The sequence below is a fragment of the Eubacteriaceae bacterium ES3 genome (assembly GCA_030586155.1).
Lineage (GTDB): Bacteria > Bacillota > Clostridia > Eubacteriales > Eubacteriaceae > Acetobacterium.
Genome location: CP130741.1, coordinates 1,968,311 through 1,993,020, shown reverse-complemented (window position 1 = coordinate 1,993,020; position 24,710 = coordinate 1,968,311). Strand labels below are relative to the sequence as shown.

Below are 24,710 nucleotides of genomic sequence, written 5' to 3'. Positions count from 1 at the left end.
AATGAAGAAAGGATTAAATGAAAAAATTATTTTTAGTATTTCTATTTACAGCAGTGTTTTTAACCGGTTATATTGCAATTAGTGCAAAGGAATCTGATACAACCGTTATTGAACGTGATGCTATTATTGTCACTGACTGGACTTTGAGTAATACAGATCTGTTGGATTCCTTAGATGTAATTGGTTTAGAGACAGTAAATATTGATGCTTTTTTAATTGAAGATGTGAGCGGTTTTACTTCAACAGTGGATGTTGTCCGACAAGATGGTTTTAAGTACCTATATCTTATTAATAGTAGTCAAACTATCGAGTACATTTATAATGCCCTAGATGATTTAACATACTCGTTTGATATTAATAGCAGAGATGGAATGATACAAGCTGGTGATCGTGCTAAATTAGGATATGATGCAATTGGGTTATCTTTGGCGGATTATTTATCAAAATATAAATCTGATATCATCACAGCATCTATTGTTGAATATATTGATGATGAGAAAGTTCTATATATAGAGGCTGATAGAGGAGTACGGTCAGATCATATGTGGTATTCTCTTAAATATGGTGAACTTTTAAAGCTTGAGAATTATCGTGAAAATGATTTAGTCGTTACTTTGATTACAAATACTATAGATAAAAAAAGGGTAGGGAGTAGTTTGTTTGACATACCCGCTGACGTAAGTTTCATAGACGCGACAAAAACAGAAAATGAATAACAATGTTTTTATTTACATTAATTAAGAAGATAAGTCTTAACAGTGAAAAGTTTGGAATTCAGCCACTAAAATACCCCACAACATTTAATGTTGTGGGGTATTTTAGTTTTGAGTTGCTGTTGTTAAAGCAGCTCGGAATTATCTGAAGTGTTTTCAACTTCTATGTTTTTACGGTGAATTCGGCGAAGAATCATCAGGGTAACGATTAATAAAATAACTGAGCTTCCCAGGGTGAGAGGCAGATTTCCGTAACTGAATCCGGCGATAAGGTAGCCAACAAAGCTGCAGGCTGCCACGATCATGGCATAAACCATTTGCGTGGATACATGTTCTAGGTGGTCACAACCAGCCCCAGTTGAGGACAAAATAGTGGTGTCAGAGATCGGCGAGCAGTGGTCACCGAAAACAGATCCGGCAAGTGTAGCTGATAGGGTCACAACCATTAGTTCGGGTGCCGAATACTGGGAAATGAAAACAACAATGGGGATAAAAATACCAAACGTTCCCCATGCAGTTCCGATCGAAAAAGACAAAAGAGCAGAAACCAGAAAAATGATAGCTGGAATCAGTCCAACTGGTATATGGCTGGTTTTTACCAGCTCGCCAATAAAGAGGCCGGTTCCCAGATAATTCTGACATAAGGAACCGATTGTCCAGGCCAGCGTTAAAATGATATAGGCGGGAACCATAGTTTTAATGCCTTCGCTTAAACCGCCCATAAATTCTTTAAAACCAATCAATTTTCGGGGAACAAAGAGCAGGAAGGTTACAATTAAGGCCCAGAAACTGCCGAGGACCAGAGCTGCGGAGGCGTCGCAATTACCAAAGGCTTCTGAAAAACTGAGTCCTTCTCCGGCCCAGAAACCGCCATTGTAGAGCATGGCCAGAATCGAAAACAGAATCAGTGAACCGATAGGGATAATCAGATCCCAGATGGTGGCGTTGTCCTGCATTTTGACTGCATCATCAGAAAGGGCATCAAGAGATCCCAGTTCACCAGTCTTGTTTGCTCTAGCTTCCAGTTTGGCCATTAATCCGAAATCAAGATTAAAGACGGACAGAAAAATAACCATTAAAATACATAAAAGTGCATATAAATTGTATGGGATTGTGGCAATAAAAGCGCTGAATTCATTTGTAAAACTGCCTGTTTCATAAAGAGTAGCGCCGACAGCAGCTGCCCAGCTGGAAATTGGAGCAATGATACATATTGGCGCAGCCGTTGAATCAATAATATATGCAAGTTTTGCCCTTGATATCCGGTGCTTATCGGTTACCGGTTTCATTACTGTCCCTACCGTTAAACAGTTGAAATAATCATCTACAAAGATAATAGCGCCCAGTAAGCTGGTCGCCAGCAGTGCACTTCGTTTTGATTTCAATTTCGTACAGGCCCAGTTTCCATAGGCTTTTGAGCCGCCAGCCAGGGTGACCAGATAGACTAGCGCACCAAGTAAAGCCAGAAAAAGCAGAATATTAAATTTCCCCGGAGCACCCACTGTTTCTGCCATTATGCCGAAAGCAGTCGTACTCATTTCAATGAGCCCACCACCTGTTGAGATTGAGTAAATTAAAGATCCAGATAAAATACCGATTAACAGGGAAGAGATAACCTCCTTGGTAAGCAGTGCTAAAATAATTGCAACGAGTGGGGGTACAATTGAAAGCAACCCTACTTCAATAGTTTCCATAAAAATCTCCTCGTATTATATAGTAGTAGTGTTTATAGTCCCTCTCCAAGGACTGTATGCTATACTTTTTGGAGATACTGTGGATTGGTTCTCATCTCCTACCACTAGATGGTTTTCGAAAGGCTCCAACCACAGGCTCTTTGTATATTTGTTAATCAGTTAGATACCGCATGACGGTTTATTTAGAACGAGGTTACAATCGCAGGGAGTACCCGTGGGTTCCAAACAGTATTAAATTTATTCAAGGAGAACTGTTATGATTTATGCAGGAATTGATGTTGCTAAAGATAAGCATGATTGCTTTATTACTAACTCAGATGGAGAGATACTCTTTAAAGCCTTTACCATTATGAACAACCGTGATGGTTTTGATGATTTTTTTCAGAAGATTTCCTCTGTTGCAGAAGATTTAACTAAAGTAAAAGTAGGGCTGGAAGCCACAGGACATTACAGTTACAATCTTCTCGGTTATCTCGTTGATAAAGGTCTCGCCACCTATGTTATCAATCCGTTACATACCAATCTGTACAGAAAAAGTCTAAGCCTTAGACAGACGAAAACGGATAAGGTAGATGCCCGAACAATTGCTTCTATGATTATGTCTGATGTGAACTTAAAGTCCTACTCAGACACATCTTACCACAATGAAGAATTGAAGTCATTAACCCGCTATCGTTTTGATAAAGTAAAGCAACGTTCGAAACTTAAACAATCTATTTCCAGACTTGTTACAATTCTTTTCCCTGAATTGGAAAAACTTGTTCCTACTCTTCATTTAACTTCTGTTTATGCATTGCTTTCTGAATTCCCGGGTGCTAGTGCTGTTGCGTCTGCTCACCTTACGCGGCTTTCCAAACTCATTGAAACAGCCTCTAAAGGTCGATATTCCAAAGATACCGCTGTTCGTTTCAGAGAAGCCGCTAGAACTTCTATTGGCTCAAATATGCCGGCTAAATCACTGGAACTAAAACACACCATTAAGCTTATTCAGGAACTTGATTGTGAAATTGATGAAATAGAATCTGAAATCAAAATCATAATTGATGAAATAAATTCTCCCATTCTTAGCATTCCTGGAATCAGTTATCGTATGGGGGCTATGATTATTGCTGAAATCGGTGATTTTAAACGCTTTGATACTCCTGACAAAATACTTGCTTATGCTGGTCTGTCGCCATCAACTTACCAATCAGGACAACTTGATGGTGCCTATTCCCATATGGAGAAACGAGGCTCCAGATATCTTCGCTATGCATTATTTAATGCAACTAAATTTGTTTGTAACTGGGATCCAATATTTGCAGCTTATCTTGCAAAGAAACGTTCTGAAGGAAAACACTACAATGTCGCAATATCTCACGCGGCCAAAAAGCTTGTAAGAGTCATTTACCAGTTGGAAAGATCTGGGCAAACATACATTAAATCAGCTTAGATTTTTTTAATAAATATCTCTTTTTTGAGCACCTGCAAAGATGCTCTTTTTGTCATGCAGTTTTCAATGTTCAGTTAACTCATTTTCAGTTCTTAACTTATCTGAACTGCATTTCTGCAATTCATTCAAATAATGTCAATTTAGACTTGACTTTTAATAGTTAGTCTTTCGTTTTCAAAACGAGGATTAGTTTATCACAGTGAGTAGTTTTTTACAATAGTTCATTTAGCAAAAAAGAGGCGTAGATTGAAAACGTATTAAATAAAAATTACAGCATTCTTAGCCTCTTCAGCTTTTGTTATTTGATAAAGAATAAAAGAGAATATGAGTAAAAAATGATACGAAAACTTCACCTCCAAAAATACAATAAAGGAATCATGGCAGATTCTTTCAAAATTTTAGATTATATTTATTAAAATGAAAGAAAAGGCTGATTTCTTTCATTTTATCCTGATTCGAAAAACTGCAGAATGATGGTTTATAAAATCATCATTTTGAAATACTACAAAAGGAGATGATGTTGCGAGTAGGCTCTATTTACTGAAATTTAGCTAAGCAAAATTGTTGGACTTTAAAATTTGAACCTCAAAAAAGTTTGCTTTTGGAGCATTAAAATTAAACAAATTTTATCCTCACTTGAAATTTATTTAATACCCTGCAAATTATTAAATGATAGTAATAAAGAAATACTTTCAAAATAGGCCTTGTTTTATTAGATTTAACTTTTATTATGACTGGAAATACGTTATAATATTTAATAAGGATAAAAAATAACGAAAAAAATAAAGGAGATGGAACATGAATCGAATCTTTTCTGAGCTGACGCCTGAAATTCTTGCATATAGTGAGTTATGTCGTTCGAATAATTTTATTGAACCGGAACTCTACAAAAAATATAAAGTGAACCGTGGGCTTCGTGATCTTCAGGGAAACGGTGTTCTTACCGGTTTAACTGAAATTTCTGAGATTAAAGCTTTTAATTTTATAGATGGTGAGAAAATTGGAATTGATGGAGAGCTTTTTTACCGTGGTATCAATGTCCAGGATTTAGTGGATGGGTTTGTTAATGAGAATCGCTTCGGTTTTGAAGAAGTGACCTATCTTCTATTATTTGGTGAACTACCTGATAATAAAAAGCTGAATGATTTCTCAAGGGTATTGGGAAACTATAGAACATTGCCAACGAGTTTTGTTAGAGATATCATCATGAAAGCTCCAAGCTCTGATATGATGAATACTTTAGCCAGAAGCGTTCTGACATTGTTCGCCTATGATGACCGAGCCAGTGATATCAGTATTCCCAATGTTTTAAGACAATGTCTGGAGCTGATCGCCCTCTTTCCGCTATTGGCTGTATATGGCTATCAATCGTATAAACACTATCACGATGGCCAGAGTTTGTTTATTCATCAACCGCAGCCACATTTATCAACAGCTGAAAATATTCTCCACATTTTAAGACCTGACAGCCAGTATACAGATCTTGAAGCAAGAATTCTTGACATTGCACTGGTTCTTCATGCAGAACATGGTGGCGGGAATAATTCCACCTTTACAACCCATGTTGTATCATCATCAGGAACGGACACCTACTCGGTGATCGCTGCATCACTTGGTTCTCTTAAGGGACCCAAGCATGGTGGTGCAAATATTAAAGTTGTCGAAATGTTTGAAGATATCAAGAAAAATATCAGCGACTGGAGTGATGAGGCTCAGGTCAAAGATTATCTAGTTAAACTTTTAAGTAAACAGGCCTTTGACAAAGCGGGGCTTATTTATGGGATTGGACACGCGATTTACTCGGTTTCTGATCCGCGGGCCAACGTTTTCAAAGGATTTGTTAAAAAGCTATCGGAAGAAAAGGGGAAAACGGAAGAGTTTGAACTATATTCCATGGTTGAACGCCTGGCTCCGGAAGCCATCGCTGAAACTCGAAAAATATATAAAGGTGTGAGTGCTAATGTCGACTTCTATAGTGGATTCGTATATAATATGCTGGGGCTGCCACCGCAATTATTTACCCCAATTTTTGCTATAGCGCGTATCTCCGGATGGAGTGCCCATCGACTGGAAGAACTGATTAACGCTGGGAAAATTATCCGTCCTGCATATAAGAATGTTTGTGAACGCAATCCCTATGTTCCTATTGACGAACGTTAGATAGAATTGATTCGTATAACCATAGCATTCACCGTTTATTTGTGTTAAAATTAGACGGTAAATGCTGTGGTTTTTTGTGTTTTTAAATGTAATTTATTAAGTTGTACTTAGTTACTCAGGATTGATTCGAGAAAAGAGGTAAAATATGAACTTTTCCGACCTAAGTAAGTTAATGGAAAATAGCGATAGACCAGTGTTGGCAATTGCCGCGCCGGAAGAAGCTGGCCTTTTAAAAGCCGTACTAATGGCACTGGAAACATCCTTATCAGGGGTGTTTTTAGTCGGTGATCTTAATAAAATTAAACAATTAAAAGAAGAGAATTCGCTAGACTTATCAAAAACGAATCAGATTTTTGCCAGTACTCTGGAAGAGGCCTGTGAGACAGCAGTCTTGCTGGTTAATCAGGGAAAGGCAGATCTGGTTATGAAGGGTCTTGTTGATACATCGATTTTTTTAAAAGCGATTATTCACAAAGAAAAGGGTCTAATGACAGGTCGTCTGCTTAGTAGTGTCATGGTTGTGGAACTGCCTTCATATCATAAGCCTTTGATTACAACAGATGGCGGAATGGTTATTGCCCCGGATCTTTCAAAGAAAAAAGAAATTTTAGATAATGCAATTGACCTGGCAAGAGCACTTGATATCAATCCTATTAAAGTTGCCGTACTCGCGGCTAAAGAAAAAGTGAATCCTAAAATGCCGGCAACTCTTGATGCCGCGGAACTAAAAAAAATGTCAAACGATGGTGTTTTTGGGACCGATGTACTAGCTGATGGGCCGATAGCTATGGATTTGGTTGTTTCAAAAGAAGCAGCTGAGATCAAAGGTTATCAGTCGCAAGTTGCTGGGGATGCAGATATCCTTTTATTCCCGGAGATAGAAACCGGTAATGCGGTCGTTAAAACGATGACCTGTCTGGCTCAGGCCAGACTGGCGGGTGTTGTAATGGGGGCTTGTGTGCCGGTTATTTTAACATCCCGTTCAGAATCACAAGATAATAAGCTAAATTCAATCAACCTGGGAGCCTATCTGGTTCAGCGTACAGGAAATTGTCATGATAAACGAGAGGAGCAAAAAAGAAAGTATGAAGAAACTGTTAACAGGAAATGAAGCAGTTGCAAGAGGTGCATGGGAGGCCGGTGTTAAATTTGCATCAGCTTACCCGGGAACACCAAGTACCGAAATCCTTGAGAATGTTGCAACTTACGAGGAGATTGTATCAGAGTGGGCACCTAATGAAAAAGTAGCCCTGGAGTCAGTAGCAGGAGCAGTGATTGCTGGAGTAAGAAGCCTGTGTGCAATGAAACACGTTGGTGTTAATGTGGCTGCTGATCCATTATTCACCTTAGCGTATTTGGGAGTAAATGGGGGAGCAGTTTTAATATCTGCAGACGAGCCGGGAATGCATTCTTCACAAAATGAACAGGATAACCGACATTACGCCCGTCATGCAAAAGTGGCGATGTTTGAACCTTCAGACAGTCAGGAAGTTAAAGACATGATAAAGGAAGCTTATGTTGTCAGTGAAACCTATGATCTTCCGGTCTTGTTCAGATTAACGACGCGTGTATGTCATTCCAAATCCATTGTTTCATGCGACGACCGTCTTGAAATCCCTGATAAAGTTTATGAAAAAAATGTTCCCAAGTATTGTCCACTGCCAGCTTTTTCAAGACAAATGCTGGTAAAACTAAACGAAAACTTTGAAAAACTAAACGAGTATTCAAACACAACGGCTTATAACTATATTGAAGATAATCAGTCGAAAATTGGTGTGATTGGCTCAGGTGTTGCTTTCCAATATGCCAAGGAAGTTTTTGGTGATACCGTTTCATATTTAAAAATCGGTTTCTCATATCCGTTACCAATGGAGAAGATTAAACAGTTTGCTGAAGGCAAAGAGACACTCTATATTTTCGAAGAAAATGATCCGATAATGGAAACTGAAATTAAGGCAGCAGGCATCCAGGTAATCGGGAAAGACAAGTTGCCTTCTATGGGAGAACTGACACCTGATCGTGTCAGACAAGCCTTGTCTGGGGAAACCAAAAAATCTTTGACTCCAAACCCTGAAATGATTTTACCAAGACCACCTGCACTGTGCGCTGGTTGTCCTCATCGTGGGGTATTTTATGAGTTGGGGAAAAGAAAAGATCTGATGATTTTTTCCGATATTGGCTGCTATTCATTAGGCTTAATGGCACCATACAATGCGACAGACGCAATGATCTGTATGGGCGCCTCAATCAGTGGTGGACATGGGGTGGCCAAAGCTTTTGCTATTAAAGGTGAGCAGGATAAAAAAGTCGTTTCAATTCTTGGCGATTCCACATTTTTTCATTCAGGAATCACCAGTCTTTTAAATGTTGCCTATAATAACAGTAATACTCTGACGATTATTTTGGATAACCGAATTACTGGAATGACCGGCCATCAGGAAAATCCTGGCTCAGGTTATGATTTAAAAGGTGAACCAGCAACTATGATTGATATTGCGACGATGGTGAATGCCTGTGGGATTAAAAATGTAAAAACGGTTGATCCAAATGACCTTGATGCGGTTAAAGGTGCAATCGAATGGGGAATAAATCTTTCCGAGCCAGCTGTATTAATTACCCGTTGGCCATGTGTTTTGAAAAAAATGTCTCAGGAAGACAAGGAAGAGTTTCCGGAAGCCTTTAAAAAGGTTGCAAAAGTAGATATTGAAGCCTGCATTGGTTGTAAAAAATGTCTTAAATCCGGTTGCCCGGCACTTGCTTTTGACAGGGAAAATAAAAAATCAGGAATTCTTGCTGAAATGTGTGTAGGTTGCGGAGTTTGTGCGCAAATCTGCCCAAAACAGGCGATCAAAGTGGAGGCGAGATAATGGAGACAAAAAATATAGTGCTCGTTGGTGTAGGTGGACAGGGAACGATTCTGGCTGCAAAACTTTTAACTACCGGCTTGATGGAAGCTGGATATGATGTTAAGATGAGTGAAATCCATGGTATGAGCCAAAGGGGTGGGTCTGTTTCGTCGCTGGTTCGATATGGCAGTGATGTCGCTTCTCCGGTTATTGAGTTGGGAAGTGCGGATATTGTTGTTGCCTTTGAAAAAATGGAAGCGCTTCGAGCAATCGATTATTTAAAACCAGATGGAAAGCTGATATTAAATGATACAGAAATTTTTCCGTTGTCAGTTATTATTGGAACAGCCGCTTATCCGACTGGTATCCTTGCTGAACTTGAAAAAAATGTCGAATCGTTAAGAGTGATGAAGGCCGGTGAAATGGCTGAGAAGCTTGGCAATATTAAGGTGATGAATGTCATTTTGCTGGGGTCTCTGGTTAAAGCAATGGGTCTTTCAGAAATCAATTGGGAAGATATTATAAAAGACAGTGTAAAACCGCAATTTGTGGAACTCAACATAAAAGCTTTAAAGGCTGGGATGGAAGCAGTTTAATGGTTGAACAAAGCGAAAATTTCAAGTTTTTTCAACATAAGGATTGCGAATTTTTTCCCTGCCATGAAATACAGTCAAAAGAGACTTTTAACTGTCTCTTTTGTTATTGTCCTTTATATGCTCTTGAAGATCAGTGTGGTGGAAATTTTTCTTATACGAAAAGTGGGATTAAGAATTGTATCAATTGCTCATTTCCACATCATAAAGAAAATTATGATGCTGTGCTGGAAAAACTTCGTGAGTTGATGGAAAATTTAAGAATTAAAGTGTGATAAGGGGTAAAGGTCATGTTGTTTATATTTGGTATATTATATGTGATTGGTGCTTACCTGATCGGTAATCTCAATTTTGCCTATATATTGGTAAAAGTATTTAAAAACGAAGACGTCAGGGATTATGGAAGCGGTAATGCCGGAACTACGAACGTACTGCGGGTGATGGGGAAGAATTATGCTCTGCCAGTATTTTTGCTGGACGCCTTAAAAGGAAGTCTGATCATCATAATCGGAAATGCAATTGGTCTCTATGACTGGTTTATCGTATTAGGGGGGATTGCCGTCGTTGCTGGTCATAATTGGCCTCTCTTCCTGCAGTTTCGAGGGGGAAAAGGAACTGCAACCTCAATCGGCGTTTTTCTGATTTACGACTGGCAGGTTGCCCTGATTGCAATTGCAATCGGTCTGATTGTTTTGGTATTATGGCGAATGGTTTCGCTGACCTCAATTGTTGGGTTATCGGTTTTACCGATCATAACCATCCTGATGGGACGGCCGATTCATGAGATTTTATTTGCTTTTGTTCTGTGTTTTTTCAGTGTTTTTCAGCATCGAAAAAATATTGGGCGCATAATTCAGGGAAAAGAAAGTAAATTGGGTCAAAAGGCACCAATAAAGAAAAAAAGAAGCTCAAGACAAAGAAAAAAATAGATTGTAAAGAAAGACTCATTAATTTGAGTCTTTCTTTACGAGATGAAATTATAGCCTTAAAATAGCAAATTTAAATCTTGAAATGCACTATATATATGTGTATAATAGACAAGCAACAACAAGATCATGTATTTGATCGGAGAGGATAATAATCATTGAAAGAACTAAATCAAATTTTAAAACGGGTATTTACCAGCGAGCTGGCAGATTCGAATAAAACAGTCTATGACCTGTTTCAGTGGCAGACAGTAGATGTTGTCTTAAAAAATTATCAGACAGGGGAATTGATCTATGACATGAAGGATCTGGAATTTCCTGTTCATTATTCGCAGAATGCCTGCAATATTATTGCGACAAAATATTTTAGACGTAAGGGCGTTCCGAATGCTTATGGCTATGAGCATAGTATGCGCGAAGTAGCTGATCGCCTGGTTGGTTTTTGGGCAGATGCTTTAAAAGAAGAGGGGTTAATCGAGACAGATGAGCAGTGGCAAATCTATTATGATGAGCTGGTTTATGCTTTTCTGATGCAGATGTGGGCGCCAAATTCTCCACAGTGGTTTAATACCGGACTTCAAAGAAGCTACGGGATTAAAGGTTCAAAAGATGATTTATATTATTATAACGAAGAAACACAGACAGTAGAAGAAAGTGATGATCGCTACACCAGAACCCAGGCAAGTGCCTGTTTTATTTTGTCTATTCAAGACAGACTTTTAGGAGAACACTCTATCTCTGAGCACTATGTTAGCGAAACAAAACTTTTCAAGGGTGGATCTGGTGTTGGGACGAATTTTTCAAGTCTTCGTGGTGTCAACGAAGGGCTGACCAGTGGCGGACAGTCATCAGGGATGATGAGTTTTCTTCTCGGTCTTGACCGTAATGCTGGAGCGATAAAATCCGGTGGAACGACCAGAAGAGCCGCTAAAATGGTAATTGTTGATATTGATCATCCAGAAATTGATACATTTATTAATTGGAAGGTCAAAGAAGAACGTAAAGTTCGAGATCTGGGAAAAATGGGTTATGACTTATCGATGGATGGTGAAGCCTATCAAACTGTCAGCGGTCAAAACAGTAATAACTCAGTTCGTTTAAATGAAGACTTTATGCAATCTGTTCTTAACTTATCACAGGATCCGGATCAGATGTTTACGCTTAAAGGTCGGGTTGATGAAAGTGTTGATCGGGAATTGTCGGTTAAAACTCTATGGGACAGCATCAACAGCGCATCATGGGAATGTGCTGATCCTGGTCTTCAGTTTGATGACCGTTTTAACGCCTGGCATACATGTCCAGGTGGTGAAAATGGCAACATAAACGAAAAAATAAATCGGATCAATGCGACCAACCCTTGTTCTGAATATGCTTTTCTAGATGATACCGCATGTAATCTGGCATCAATAAATATCTTCAGATTTTACGATGAAACTACCAAAAGCTTTGATGAAGGTTCATTTATTCATTTAACCGCCCTGATTCAGTGCGCACTAGAAGCTTCAATTTTCTGGGGACAGTTTCCGACACCATCTGTGGCACGAAAGAGCTACCTGTTTAGAACAACGGGTTTGGGTATTGCCAATGCGGCATCTCTTGTATTGGCTTTGGGATATCCCTATGATTCAACTGAAAGCCGTAATTTAATTGCTTCCTTGACAGGTTTGATGACTGGAGTTTCCTATACTGTGTCGGCATTGATGGCAGAAAAAGTGGGTGCTTTCCCGATGTTTTCCATTAACGAACCATATATGATGCGGGTAATCAGAAACCATAGTCGTGTAGCAGGTGCAAGGACTGATGTTTATGAGGAGTTAAATTACGATCCCATGGTTATCAATCACAATCAGCTGACAGAAATGGGATTTGAAAAAATTAGTAAAGAACTGATTAAATCATGGAAATCAGCTGAAGAAATGGGAGATAAATACGGTTATCGAAATGCCCAGGTTTCAGTTATTGCACCTACTGGAACGATTTCTTTTGCCATGGACTGCGGGGCAACTTCAGTAGAACCATTTTATAATCATGTTGTGTTCAAAAAGCTCATTGGCGGCGGTTCGATGGAAATTGTTAATCCTGTCATTGAAACAGCCCTGGCAAATCTGGGATATCAGGAAAATGAAATAAGCGATATTCTTTCTTATATGCTTCAAAAGGATGAAGAAGGCTACTTTGTTCATGATGGAATAGCTGGAGCACCGCATCTTAAAAAAGAACACAGAAATGTATTTGATACAGCCAATACAATTTCTCCGATGGGCCATGTTTTAATGGTTTCGGCCATTACGCCGATGATCAGCGGGTCAGTTTCGAAAACAGTTAACCTGCCACATGAAGCTACAGTGGAAGAGGTAGCCAACATTCACTTATTAGCCTATGCAACGGGAACCAAAGCGATAGCGGTTTATCGTGATGGTTGTAAGGCTTCACAGCCTTTGAGTTCAGGAATGGCAGAAGATCACGAACGACAGTTGGAAGAATATACGTATCAGGAACTGCTGGAAATTGCAAAAGAAGACTGTAGTAAACAGCCGACCCGAATCAGACCTGATGGAATGCGTTTAAGTCGAACTCATGCGGCTAAGATTGGCGATATTGAACTGTATATAACAATTGGTTTTTATGAAGATGGTGGAATTGCCGAGATTTTCGTATCGACTGACAAAGAGGGGACTGTAGTCAAGGGTTTACTGGCTTCCTTGTCGAAATCAATTTCTAATATGCTGCAATACCATATTCCGCCTGATCAGATTTCAAAAATGCTGCGCGGACAGAAATATGAGCCGTCAGGATTTGTTTCCCGTCATCCATACATTAAATTTGCTTCATCAATTTCTGATCTGATCAGTAAGGTTATTGATATTGAACACGGTGACTTTTCTAATTGTCAGGTAAAACCAAAAAGCTTTACTGTTATGAATGAAATTAACGGGATTGACAGTGTAAGCAGTGATATAAAAGAAAAAGAACAAAATACTACCCATTATCAGCAGGATATTCAGGGTGAGATGCTGTATGGCGAGGTTTGCAGCCATTGTGGAAGTGATCGTTTAATGCGCAACGGTACTTGCAAGGTATGTCTGGATTGCGGTACGACAACGGGTTGCAGCTGATCAAAAAAGATTTTGAGGATTTGATGTTTCTTTGATATAATAAAAGACTAGGATAATCAATCAGGAGAAATAAATGCGAAGTAAAGTTAAAGAAGCAAAACGAATTGTTGTTAAAATGGGAACAACCTCAGTCACCCATGAAAATGGCACCCTTGATTTGAGAAAGATGGAACGTCTGGCCAGAGTTTTAACCGATCTCGAAAACAGCGGTAAAAGAATGGTACTTGTTTCATCGGGCGCGATTGGTGCCGGGATGAACCGGATGGGACTAAAGGAGCGACCAAAAATCCTGAGAGACAAACAGGCGGCGGCTTCGGTTGGTCAGGGGCTTCTGATGCGGGTGTATCAGAAGCTGTTTGATGAGTTTAATCAGACAGTAGGTCAAATCCTTTTGACTAAGGATGTTTTCAAACATTCGATTAAAAGAAGCAACGTAACAAATACATTTAATGCCCTGATTGAAAATGGTATTATCCCTATTGTTAATGAGAATGACTGTGTGGCAACTGATGAAATTCAGGAAGAATGTTTTGGTGATAATGATATACTTTCAGCGATGACGGCTGATATTGTTGGTGCTGATTTACTGATTATTCTTTCAGATGTCGATGGACTATACGATGATAATCCTGTCAAAAATCAGGATGCAAAACTGATTCGCACGGTTTATCAGGTTGATCAGGATCTGATGAAATTGGCGGGTGCAAGTTCTTCCGGTCTTGGTACTGGTGGAATGATAACTAAACTGGGAGCAGCCCAGTATGCTACAGATTGTGGCATAGATGTTATTATCGCTTCTGGAGCGCACTGTGATGTGCTATATGAGATTCTTGAAGGTCAGGAAATTGGAACGATTTTTTTGAGTGACACTAATCCAGCCAGAAATTCAGAAGAACAAGTGGAGGTTTGAGATGTTAAAAAGAATACTAATGGGATCCTCGGTTGTGGCAGCAGCCATGTTGATGGTCTTTGGCGGTTTTTATTTTGTGGAAAAGAGACAGGAAAAAGAAGTCGGTGGAAAACTGGTACGTGTTAATTATCGGTTCTCCAGAGAATTTGATAACTAGGCTGACTTATGGCGAAGATTTATATATTTTCAGCTTCGACTGGGGCCGGCCATAACCTGGCAGCCCATTCTTTGAAAGAATCCCTGGATAATGCAGGATTGGAGACAGAAATATTTGATGCCTTTAAAGAGACCAGTGTGACTCTGGATCGGTTGATTTCAAAAGGATACCAGCAAATGGTAGCAACAGCTCCGAAATTATATGAACAGATGTATAATCAGTTTAATCATATGAACCGGTTTCAGCAGGGAATGTTCCATGTTCTGACCCGAATTATGAACCCTGACATTGTACCAATGGTTCAAAAAGGCAATCCTGATCTTATAATTTCTACCCATCCTTTTGTTACAAATGTGTTAGGGACCATTAAAGAGCATGGTGCTTTTGATATACCGGTTCTGTCAGTGGTTACTGATTATAAGATTCATACCCTATATATACAGAGAATGATTGATGCCTATGTGGTAGGCAGTGAGTATACCAAAAACACAATGATTGAAAAAGGGGTCAGTCCGGATATTATCTATGCTTATGGAATCCCGGTGCGCCAGGCTTTTTTAACTAATAATCATCTGGAACCAAAGAAGTCAGAATCTGCTCTGGCTGGTACGGTTCTTTTAATGGCTGGAAGTTTGGGCAGCAGACAGATGGAAAAAGCATTTCTAGCCCTGCTTAAAGTCAAGGAAAATATTAAAATTATAGCGGTTTGTGGTAATAACAGACGGATTGAAAAAGAAATGCAGATTTTAAATAAAGCCAGAAATTCGGATGGAAAAGCTGTCGAAATATTTGGCTTTGTAGAAAATGTATCAGAACTGATGGATGAGTCAGATGCAATTATTTCAAAACCCGGTGGACTGACAACAACCGAAGCAATTGTAAAAAATATTCCAATGATCATTCCTTATTATTATCCCGGTCAGGAAGAGGAAAATGCTGATTATCTGGTCGACGGTGGAATGGCAATAAAAGTAGATAAAATAAAGGATTTGACTGATACGGTCAATTTCCTGTTTGAGAACAAATATATCATCAAAAATATGTCAGAAAATATGTCTGAAGAGGCTTTAAATCGCTCAATGGAAAAAACCGTGGAATTATGTGAAAGCCTCATCAGCAACAAAAACAGGAAATCAGCAGGTGAGTAAAAATGAAAAAAGAAATGTCAAAAACGTACAGCCCGAAAGAGGTTGAAAAAAAAACATATCAGAAATGGCAGGAGAAGGGATACTTTAAACCGGAAGTACATCCAGAGGGAAAACCTTTCACTATCGTAATGCCGCCTCCCAATATTACCGGACAGCTTCATATGGGCCATGCTTTTGACGGAACATTACAGGACGTTTTAACCCGTTATAAGCGAATGGACGGTTATGCAGCACTATGGCTTCCTGGTACCGATCATGCCAGTATCGCTACAGAGGTAAAGGTTGTAGACAAGCTTCGTGAGGATGAAGGCAAAACAAAAATGGATATTGGTCGTGAGGCTTTTCTTGAACGCGCCTGGGATTGGGCTCTGACTTATAAAAGTAGAATAACCAATCAGCTAAAAGAGCTGGGAGCGTCTTGCGACTGGAGCCGCGAACGGTTTACCATGGATGAAGGATGCTCAAAAGCAGTTAATGAAGCTTTTGTAAACCTCTATGAAAAAGGGCTGATTTATAAAGGCCGCAGAATTATCAACTGGTGTCCGGATTGTAAAACCGCACTCTCGGAAGCAGAAGTAGAGTATGAAACCAGACAGGGAAATCTCTGGCATATTCGGTATCCATTAGCAGAAGGCGAAGGCTATCTGGTGGTTGCAACCACTCGACCGGAAACAATGCTTGGTGACTCTGGGGTTGCAGTTAATCCCGAAGATGAACGTTATGCTCATTTAGTTGGTAAAACAATAATTTTACCGCTTCTTGATAAGGAGATTCCTATTGTAGCCGATGCTTATGTAGATATGGAATTTGGTACTGGTGTGGTTAAAATGACTCCTGCCCATGATCCCAACGATTATGAAGTTGGTCTTCGTCACAATCTGGAGCAGATTCGGGTTATGAACGACGATGGAACCATGAACGAACTGGCTGGAAAATATGCTGGTATGGATCGTTATGAGTGCCGTAAAGCGGTTGTAAAAGATCTGGAAGAATTAGGACTGCTGGAACGTATTGAGGACCATGAGCATAATGTTGGCGAGTGTTACAGATGTTCGACAACTGTTGAAACAATGACCTCGGAACAGTGGTTTGTTAAAATGGAAGATCTGGCATTACCGGCGCTTGAAGCTGTTCGAAATCGTGATACAGAATTTGTACCGGATCGGTTTAGTAAAATATATTACAATTGGCTGGAGAATATTCGCGATTGGTGTATTTCAAGACAATTATGGTGGGGACACCGGATTCCAGCTTATTACTGTACAAAATGTGGCGAAATGGTTGTCGCTAAAGAAGCACCGACTAAATGCCCGCATTGTGGCAATGACACTTTCAATCAGGATGAAGATGTTTTAGATACCTGGTTTTCATCAGGTTTGTGGCCGTTTTCGACATTAGGATGGCCTGAGAATACTGAAGACCTGAAAAAACATTATCCGACATCAGTTCTAGTGACCGGCTACGACATTATTTTCTTCTGGGTTGCCCGAATGATCTTTATGGGACTCTTTGAGATGAAAGAAACGCCTTTCAAGGATGTTTATATCCATGGATTGGTACGGGATTCTCAGGGACGTAAGATGAGTAAGTCTTTGGGTAACGGAATTGATCCACTTGAACTGATTGCTGATTATAGCGCTGATGCCTTACGTTTTACAATTATTACCGGAAATTCAGCCGGTAATGATATCAGATGGCAGGATGACAAAATGGAGTCCAGCCGTAACTTCTTAAATAAAATCTGGAATGCAGCCCGCTTTGTGCTGATGAATCTGGATGAGAATATCATGGATCAAAAATCGGTGGCAGAAGATAATCTTGAAAATACCGATCGATGGATTATCAGCAGACTTAATAATCTTATTTCTGAAGTTAACCATAATATGGAAAAATATGAGCTGGGGATTGCGGCCTCAAAAATCTACGATTTTGCGTGGAACGAATACTGTGATTGGTATATTGAACTGGTAAAACCAAGATTATACAGTGAGGATTCACCATCTAAGACAGCGGCTCAGGTTACGCTGCATGAAGTACTTGATGGGATCTTACGTTTGTTACATCCTTTCACACCATTTATTACGGAAGAAATAAACAGCTATTTACCAGGTACTCAAGGCGATATTATTATTGCTCAATGGCCACATGAAAAAGCTGAAAAAAGCTATCCTGAGGACGAAAAGGAAGTTATCTTCTTAATGGATGTAATCAGAAGTATCAGAAATATCCGGGCAGAGATGGATGTACCTAATTCCAAAAAATCACAGCTTTTGTTTATTTCAGATCGAGATGAAACGACAAAACTGATGGAAAATTCTTTGGATTATTTAATGAAACTGGCTTCAGTTTCTGATATTAAAGCCATCGAAAAATCAGATGTTAAAGAAAATTATGTGTCAGCTGTTGTTAATGATCTGGAGATCTTTATTGATCTTGATGAACTGGTTGATAAAGAAAAAGAAATAGCCCGACTGGAAGCAGAAGCGTCTAAACTTCAAAAAGAGATTGACCGTGTCAACCAGAAACTCTCAAATAAAGGCTTTACAGATAAAGCTCCGGAAAAAGTAGTAGAAGCTGAACGTGAAAAGAAACGACAGTATGAAGAAACAATGGAAAAAGTTCAGGAACGACTTAATTATTTTAAAGTTTAATCAAAAATGACTTTTTTAAATCTATAAAATATGTTAATATAATTCACATAAAGAATAAACCTAAAGGGGAGTAGCTCACCGAAAGGATTTGTTTAGTCGTCAATACGGGTAATAACCAATTACCCCGGCTAAATAACAAGTAATCTTGGAGTCAGACCTTTATTTCCACAGTAACCATCTCTGTGGGGGTAAAGGTTTTTTTGCGCGAAAAATGAAGCCGGGCGCAGGTGTGTGTTTTAATTCAGGATGAAAGCTCGCTTTCAAGACGGAATTAAAACACACACCTGCGGCGGGCGAAGCCCGCGACGAGTTGGTGCGTCAGCACCAACTCGTGCCCGGCTTAAGACAAACGGCGAAGCCCGCGACGAGTTGGTGCGTCAGCACCAACTCGTGCCCGGCTTAAGACAAACGGCGAAGCCCGCGACGAGTTGGTGCGTCAGCACCAACTCGTGCCCGGCTTAAGACAAACGGCGAAGCCCGTGATGAGTCGGTGTGTCAGCACCGACGAGTACCCGGCTTAAAGCATACGGCGAAGCCCGCGATGAGTCGGCGCATTAGCACTGACGAATGCCTGGCAACATTTTTCACAAACGCGTCTATGACTTATTGTAATAGTTTATTCAATTCATTTGGTGGTAAACCGGCGTAAGCCGGATGAAAGAGGAGGGTGCATTTGAACAAAGAGGAAAGTTTTCTAATTGCCAGTGAGGAATTAGAAAAAGTTTATGAGGTGGATCAGACAAAAGGTCTGGATTCTGATGACGTTAAAAAACGGCAGCAAGAGTTTGGTGTCAACAAACTGAATGAAGGAAAACGTCGAACATTTATTGAGATGTTTTTGTCCCAGTTTAAAGATTTCCTGATCATTGTTTTGCTGGTTGCAGCAATTGTTTCTGGATTTGTAGGTGAATTAAGCGATGCAATCCTGATTATAATAATTGTGATTGTTAATGCTCTGATTGGTGCTATCCAGGAGAAAAAAGCCGAAAGCTCTATGGAAGCATTAAAGCAGATGACGATTCCGGAAGCTAAAGTTTTTCGTAATGGCGAACAAAAGGTCGTTAAATCGGAAGACCTGGTTCCAGGTGATATTGTTTTTCTTGATGCCGGTGATATAGTTCCTGCAGATGGTCGCTTAATTGATGCAGCCTCATTAAAAATTACTGAGTCATCACTGACTGGAGAATCAGTTCCTGTCGAAAAGGAACTGATCGATATTTCGGATCCTGATACACCCTTGGGAGATCGGGTAAACTCAGTTTATTCCAGTAGCCTGGTTAATTATGGGCGTGGTCGTTTTATTGTTACGGCAACTGGAATGAAAACTGAAATAGGAAAAATTGCCGGGATGATTCAGGGAACGAAATCACTGCAGACACCGCTTCAGAAAAAACTGGAAGAGCTGGGAAAAACGCTGGCAATCGGAGCACTTATTGCCTGTGCATTGGTCTTCGGCATTGGTATGGTTAGAGGTGGAGATCCACTCCTGTTATTTATGACTGCAATCAGCCTGGCGGTTGCTGCAATCCCAGAAGGATTACCAGCGATTGTAACAGTCGTTTTGGCGATAGGAGTGCAGCGACTGGTTTCCAAACATGCTATTATCAGAAAACTGCCAGCAGTGGAAACTTTGGGTTGTGCTTCAGTTATATGTTCTGATAAAACAGGAACACTAACCCAGAACAAGATGACCATTGAAAAAATATTTGCTGATGACCAGATTACTGATGTCAATAATCTGACTAAGGATTCCTTGAGTCCGGCACAGAAGCTGGTTGTTGAAATTGGTTTATTGTGTAATGACTCAAATATTGTAGAAAGTAAGACTGGCACTCAGGAAATTGGAGATCCCACGGAAGTCGCGATGATCGCTCTGGCTAATCGTTATAATTACCAGAAATCCAGCCAGGAAGAAAAACATCAAAGAGTAGGTGAACTACCCTTTGATTCCGACCGAAAATTAATGACCACTGTTCACCAGATCGGTGACGCCTATTACAGTTTTACCAAGGGCGCGCCGGATATTATTTTAAATCGAAGTTCCCATATCTTTTCTGGTGAAACAATAATTGAATGTAATGAAGCGGTTAATGAAAAACTTCAGGCTGAGAATAATCATTTATCTGATCAGGCTTATCGGGTTATTGCCTATGGCTATAAGAAATTTGATGAAATGCCCGAAGTAAACACCGAAAATCTTGAAGACAATCTGATATTTTGCGGCCTGACCGGGATGATTGACCCGCCTCGTGAGGAAGTTAAGGATTCGATTAAAAAGTGTAAAAAAGCCGGCATCAGAACAGTAATGATAACCGGTGATCATAAGAATACAGCGGTTGCTATAGCAAAAGAATTGGGGATTTTTGAGAAAAAGAGCCTGGCCTTTACCGGTATTGAATTATCGAAGATGAGCGATGAAGAACTTGATCAGAAAATCGAAAATATTGCTGTTTATGCCCGTGTAGCCCCTGAACACAAGGTTCGAATAGTAGATGCCTGGCAGCGAAAAGGTGAAGTAGTGGCGATGACAGGAGATGGTGTTAATGATGCGCCTGCTCTTAAAAAAGCCAATATTGGATGTGCAATGGGAATCACTGGGACGGATGTCTCAAAAGAAGCAGCTGAAATGATTTTGACAGATGATAACTTTTCAACCATTGTTACCGCAGTCGAGGAAGGTAGAGGGATCTATGCCAATATCCGAAAGGCAATTCATTTTCTATTGTCCTGCAACATTGCAGAAATTCTGATTCTGTTTACTGCTTCATTGGTGGGCTGGATGCAGCCGCTTTTACCGGTTCATATTTTATGGATTAACTTGATTACCGATAGCCTTCCGGCCTTAGCCCTGGGGGTAGAGAAAAAAGAATCTAAAATTATGAATGAAAAACCAAGAAGGTTAACAGAAAGTATTTTTTCTCATGGACTGGGTGGACGCATCATTTATCAGGGTGTGATACTGGCAGTTATTTCGCTGTTTGTCTTTGAGATGGATCTTTTATCATATGGAATTGATGTTGCCAGAACTATGTGCTTTGCAGTACTTGGGCTTTCGCAGTTGGCACATGTGATCAATGTTCGTTCAGAAAAAAAATCAATTTTTGGACCGGATTTGTTTTCAAATCCATATTTATGGGGGGCAATTGGGATATCACTGGTGCTGCAGTTAGCAGTAATCCTGATACCGGCAGCTCAGCCGATTTTTGATGTTGTCAGTTTAAATGCAACACAATGGCTGATCGTTGTTATTGCATCACTTATGCCGATTGTAATAGTAGAGCTGACAAAACTGTTCGGTGGCATGATTCGCAGGAAATTTTTCCAATAATGATTTATACAGCAGGTGAGCAATCACCTGCTTTTGTATTTATTTAAACCAAAAACTTTACAATATTACGGTTTTTTTCACTTGATCTTTATAGTATACTAATAAAAATACTTAAATGGAACAGAATCAAGGCGAAAGGAACATTATATGAATTATCGAATAGGTTTTAGCAACAATTCTCAACCGGAGCTTGCACTCAGTGAAGCTTGCAGAGAACTACGTCATCCTAAGCTTGTACTCTATTTCTCGGGGGTTGAGGATTTCCCTGAGTATACCAAACGCATTAGTGAGCAGTTTCCGGAAGCGATTACCATGGGCGCAACCACTTTTGCCGCATTTTGCAAAGACGGTGCTTATAAGGAAACATTGATGATAATTGGTTTTGAAGATGGTATTCGCTGTAAGGCCGGTATACTTGAGAATGCTGATAAATATCCGCTAAAAAATTTTAGCCGAGTTGAAGCGGCATCCAGAGACTTTAACCGGCCAGAAAATACCTTTTGTCTGGAATTTTCCAGTGCTTTGATTCGCTGTGAAGAACTGGTGTTATCAACTCTGAACGCAGTTTTGGTAAAAAAGAAAATTCCGGTATTCGGCGGATCATCTGGTGATCATGGTAATGCTGAAGAAACAATGATAGCCTTAAACGGGATAACTTATCAGGATGCTTCTGTATTTGTAATGATAGAAAATCAGGGTGGAAAAATAAGATTTTATCGGGAAAATATCTATAAGCCGACAAAGCATTCCTTTAAATCCACCTCGGTTGATGTAAGAAGTCGAGTCGTGAGAGAATATAATCAGAAGCCGGCTGCAAATGTGATGGCCGATGCCTTGGGAGTCAGTGTTAGAGAAATGCCAGGGCTACTGGATAAATATCCTTTAGGAAGAATTATTGGAAATGAGATGTTTATAGTTGCCAATAATCAGGTAGTCGATGGAAGAGCGATGGAATATCACGCAAGAATCTATAATAATTCACAGATTGTGCTTTTAGAACCAGACGATTATCGGGCAGTAATTAGAAAAACCCTTGAACAGGTTAAAAATGATTGCCCAAAACCCTCATTGACCTTGATGGTCAACTGTCTGGCTCGTTCAATGTTATTTGAGTCAGAAGGGTTTCTCAATGAATTTGCTAAAATAGTAGGGAATACCGTTGGCAATTATGTAGGATTCTCGGGATATGGGGAGCAGCTGAGAGAGCAGCATTTTAATCAGACCATGATTTTGGCAGTATTTGAGTAGGAGATGAAATTAATGAACAAGGAATTCTTACAAAGAGATAACAACAGTGAAGGCGATCTGAGGGCTGAGAATTTAAATAAAACCTGTTCAAGTCTGCAGTTCGGCGTTCAACATATTGAAGAAAAAATCGATCAGTTGATGCAGGAGGAGATCGAGGTATCCGATTACCTTGAAGATGTTGCCGATACATATTCTCAAATTTCAAATATCGGAGATATGACTGGAAAAATCAATGACGATTTTAAAAATTTTGGGTCTTATGCCAATCAGATAAATGAGATTATTGATCATTCGATGGAAGTGATTGATCACACTGAATCTAATGTTGATGAACTGGCTGAAAATATTCATACAACAAATGATCAGCTCGATAATATAACAAATGTTTTCAATCGGCTGGAAGCTGATTTTTCAAATATCAGAAATCTATCCAATGGTATTAACAGCATTGCGATGCAATCAAAACTACTGGCGTTTAACGCTTCAATTGAATCTGAACGGGCCGGAAGTGCTGGAATGGCTTTTGCGGTTGTCGCCGAAGAAATGGGAAGGCTGTCTAAGTCCACCAAAGATCTGGTGGAGGGGATAGACGACAATTTAATGGCAATGCTTAAAAGTATTGAAGATGTTAAAAAGGAGATCATCAATTCAAAATCAATCAGTAGGGCTAGCCTAAAGAAAGTAGAAGATGTAAAACAAAACACAAGTGAAGTGGAAGGGTGTACTGCTGACATCAAAAATTTCAGTCATCAGATCATTGACGGGATTGAAAGTACCAGCAATCGGATTAATGGCGCTGCTGAAGGATTTGGGGCGATTTCTCAGGTAGTAGATTCTTTTGGTGAAAAAATAGACACACTTAATATAAAAATGAGTAAAAAATCCAGTATTATTTGCAGTGTTATAGACTTTTTGCAGCAGATGGAGAATATGCTTGATGAAGTGTAAAATAGTCATTTTCAAAGATAAAAAATAGTTAAAAAAAGTTCCCACTCAAACGCTTGTTTCAGAGGCTTTGGTGTGAACTTTTCTAGTTATGTTTACCAAATTAATAATCTTCCCGCACTAAAAAAGCCTCCTAAACAGCTATTTTGTCAGCTATAAAAGGTTTGCAAAATATTTAAAATGATAGTATCATTATATTTGTACCAACTTTTGTAAAATGCATTTTAATGATAGAAATTACGAACTTTATTCATATTTTCCTGGAGGAATATAATGATAATGATTAGTCTTGGTGTAACTGCATTTTTATTCTTTGTATTATATGATATTAATAGTATTATCTTAAAACGAAAACTATTTAAACAATTTTTTTTCATCGGTATTATAATGCTTGTTTTTTCGACGAGTTGGGCGATTTGTTCTGAGTTAATAAAAAATGGATTTATTGCCTCTAGAATGATTGCTTTTGGAATTATTTCAATTGTTATGTTAGGGTTATTGATTTACACACTTTTCTTTGCTTTACCTTTTAAAGAAACGTATGTTGATGGACCTAATAAAATTTGTCAAACTGGAATTTACGCGCTTTGCAGACATCCTGGAGTATTGTTTTTTGCTGGATTTTACTTCTTTATTTGGCTGGCATTTGATTCTCTGCAACTTTTTTGGATGGGTTTGATATTTAATATATGTAATTTGATTTATGTGATTTTTCAAGATTCATGGACGTTTACAAATTTATTTGAGGATTATAAGGACTATCAAAGGAACACTCCTTTTCTTATTCCAAACAAAAATAGTTTCAGGGTCTGTTGTAAATCCTGGCATTCGGAGATGGAGTAA

At 39.3% G+C, this 24,710-nt stretch carries 18 protein-coding genes; 17 read left to right on the top strand and 1 reads right to left on the bottom strand.

The features are described 5' to 3' along the window. Window positions 1-17: 17 nt before the first annotated feature. Complete coding sequence (locus tag Q5O24_09025; GenBank protein WKY46527.1) at window positions 18-716, top strand: hypothetical protein; 699 nt, start codon at window positions 18-20, stop codon at window positions 714-716. 122 nt (window positions 717-838) lie between these two features. Here the strand turns inward: Q5O24_09025 and Q5O24_09020 are convergent, their stop codons facing one another. Further along, window positions 839-2,407 carry a Na+/H+ antiporter NhaC family protein gene (locus Q5O24_09020; protein ID WKY46526.1) on the bottom strand — a complete coding sequence of 523 codons (1,569 nt, stop codon included), beginning with the start codon at window positions 2,405-2,407 and terminating at the stop codon, window positions 839-841. A gap of 256 nt (window positions 2,408-2,663) precedes the next feature. On the opposite strand from Q5O24_09020, the gene Q5O24_09015 reads away from it, so the two are divergent. The 16 genes from Q5O24_09015 (at window position 2,664) to Q5O24_08940 (ending at window position 24,710) form a co-directional block, all read left to right on the top strand. After that, the gene (locus Q5O24_09015) at window positions 2,664-3,839 is read left to right on the top strand and encodes an IS110 family transposase (protein ID WKY46525.1); all 1,176 of its coding nucleotides are present in this window, start codon (window positions 2,664-2,666) and stop codon (window positions 3,837-3,839) included. A 798-nt stretch (window positions 3,840-4,637) separates the two neighbouring features. Further along, window positions 4,638-5,999, top strand: coding sequence for a citrate/2-methylcitrate synthase (locus Q5O24_09010; GenBank protein WKY46524.1), 1,362 nt, complete (start codon window positions 4,638-4,640; stop codon window positions 5,997-5,999). 145 nt (window positions 6,000-6,144) lie between these two features. Further along, window positions 6,145-7,110 carry a phosphate acyltransferase gene (locus Q5O24_09005; GenBank protein WKY46523.1) on the top strand — a complete coding sequence of 322 codons (966 nt, stop codon included), beginning with the start codon at window positions 6,145-6,147 and terminating at the stop codon, window positions 7,108-7,110. Next, window positions 7,085-8,866: an indolepyruvate ferredoxin oxidoreductase subunit alpha gene (iorA, locus tag Q5O24_09000; protein ID WKY46522.1), complete on the top strand. Its 1,782-nt coding sequence runs from the start codon at window positions 7,085-7,087 to the stop codon at window positions 8,864-8,866. The genes Q5O24_09005 and iorA overlap by 26 nt, the downstream gene beginning before the upstream one ends. After that, the gene (locus Q5O24_08995) at window positions 8,866-9,441 is read left to right on the top strand and encodes an indolepyruvate oxidoreductase subunit beta (protein ID WKY46521.1); all 576 of its coding nucleotides are present in this window, start codon (window positions 8,866-8,868) and stop codon (window positions 9,439-9,441) included. The genes iorA and Q5O24_08995 overlap by 1 nt, the downstream gene beginning before the upstream one ends. After that, a complete protein-coding gene (locus tag Q5O24_08990) occupies window positions 9,441-9,713 on the top strand; it encodes a cysteine-rich small domain-containing protein (protein WKY46520.1) in 273 nt (90 codons plus the stop codon). Before Q5O24_08995 ends, Q5O24_08990 begins: the two co-directional genes overlap by 1 nt. 15 nt (window positions 9,714-9,728) lie before the next feature. Continuing rightward, the gene (plsY, locus tag Q5O24_08985; GenBank protein ID WKY46519.1) at window positions 9,729-10,367 is read left to right on the top strand and encodes a glycerol-3-phosphate 1-O-acyltransferase PlsY; all 639 of its coding nucleotides are present in this window, start codon (window positions 9,729-9,731) and stop codon (window positions 10,365-10,367) included. A gap of 155 nt (window positions 10,368-10,522) precedes the next feature. Beyond that, window positions 10,523-13,480 (top strand): vitamin B12-dependent ribonucleotide reductase, encoded by a 2,958-nt coding sequence (locus tag Q5O24_08980; protein WKY46518.1) that lies wholly within the window; start codon window positions 10,523-10,525, stop codon window positions 13,478-13,480. A 73-nt stretch (window positions 13,481-13,553) separates the two neighbouring features. After that, entirely contained in the window at window positions 13,554-14,390 is an 837-nt protein-coding gene (gene proB, locus Q5O24_08975; protein ID WKY46517.1) for a glutamate 5-kinase, read from the top strand. A 1-nt stretch (window position 14,391) separates the two neighbouring features. Beyond that, a complete protein-coding gene (locus Q5O24_08970) occupies window positions 14,392-14,547 on the top strand; it encodes a stress-responsive transcriptional regulator PspC (GenBank protein ID WKY46516.1) in 156 nt (51 codons plus the stop codon). A gap of 8 nt (window positions 14,548-14,555) precedes the next feature. Continuing rightward, on the top strand, window positions 14,556-15,695 hold the full coding sequence (locus Q5O24_08965; protein WKY46515.1) for a glycosyltransferase: 1,140 nt from the start codon (window positions 14,556-14,558) through the stop codon (window positions 15,693-15,695). 2 nt (window positions 15,696-15,697) lie between these two features. Continuing rightward, on the top strand, window positions 15,698-18,346 hold the full coding sequence (locus Q5O24_08960; GenBank protein ID WKY46514.1) for a valine--tRNA ligase: 2,649 nt from the start codon (window positions 15,698-15,700) through the stop codon (window positions 18,344-18,346). 697 nt (window positions 18,347-19,043) lie between these two features. Beyond that, window positions 19,044-21,674: a calcium-translocating P-type ATPase, PMCA-type gene (locus tag Q5O24_08955; GenBank protein WKY49236.1), complete on the top strand. Its 2,631-nt coding sequence runs from the start codon at window positions 19,044-19,046 to the stop codon at window positions 21,672-21,674. Between the two features lie 147 nt (window positions 21,675-21,821). Beyond that, window positions 21,822-22,922, top strand: coding sequence for an FIST N-terminal domain-containing protein (locus Q5O24_08950; protein ID WKY46513.1), 1,101 nt, complete (start codon window positions 21,822-21,824; stop codon window positions 22,920-22,922). Between the two features lie 12 nt (window positions 22,923-22,934). Beyond that, a complete protein-coding gene (locus Q5O24_08945; GenBank protein ID WKY46512.1) occupies window positions 22,935-23,870 on the top strand; it encodes a methyl-accepting chemotaxis protein in 936 nt (311 codons plus the stop codon). Between the two features lie 270 nt (window positions 23,871-24,140). Next, window positions 24,141-24,710 (top strand): hypothetical protein, encoded by a 570-nt coding sequence (locus Q5O24_08940; GenBank protein ID WKY46511.1) that lies wholly within the window; start codon window positions 24,141-24,143, stop codon window positions 24,708-24,710.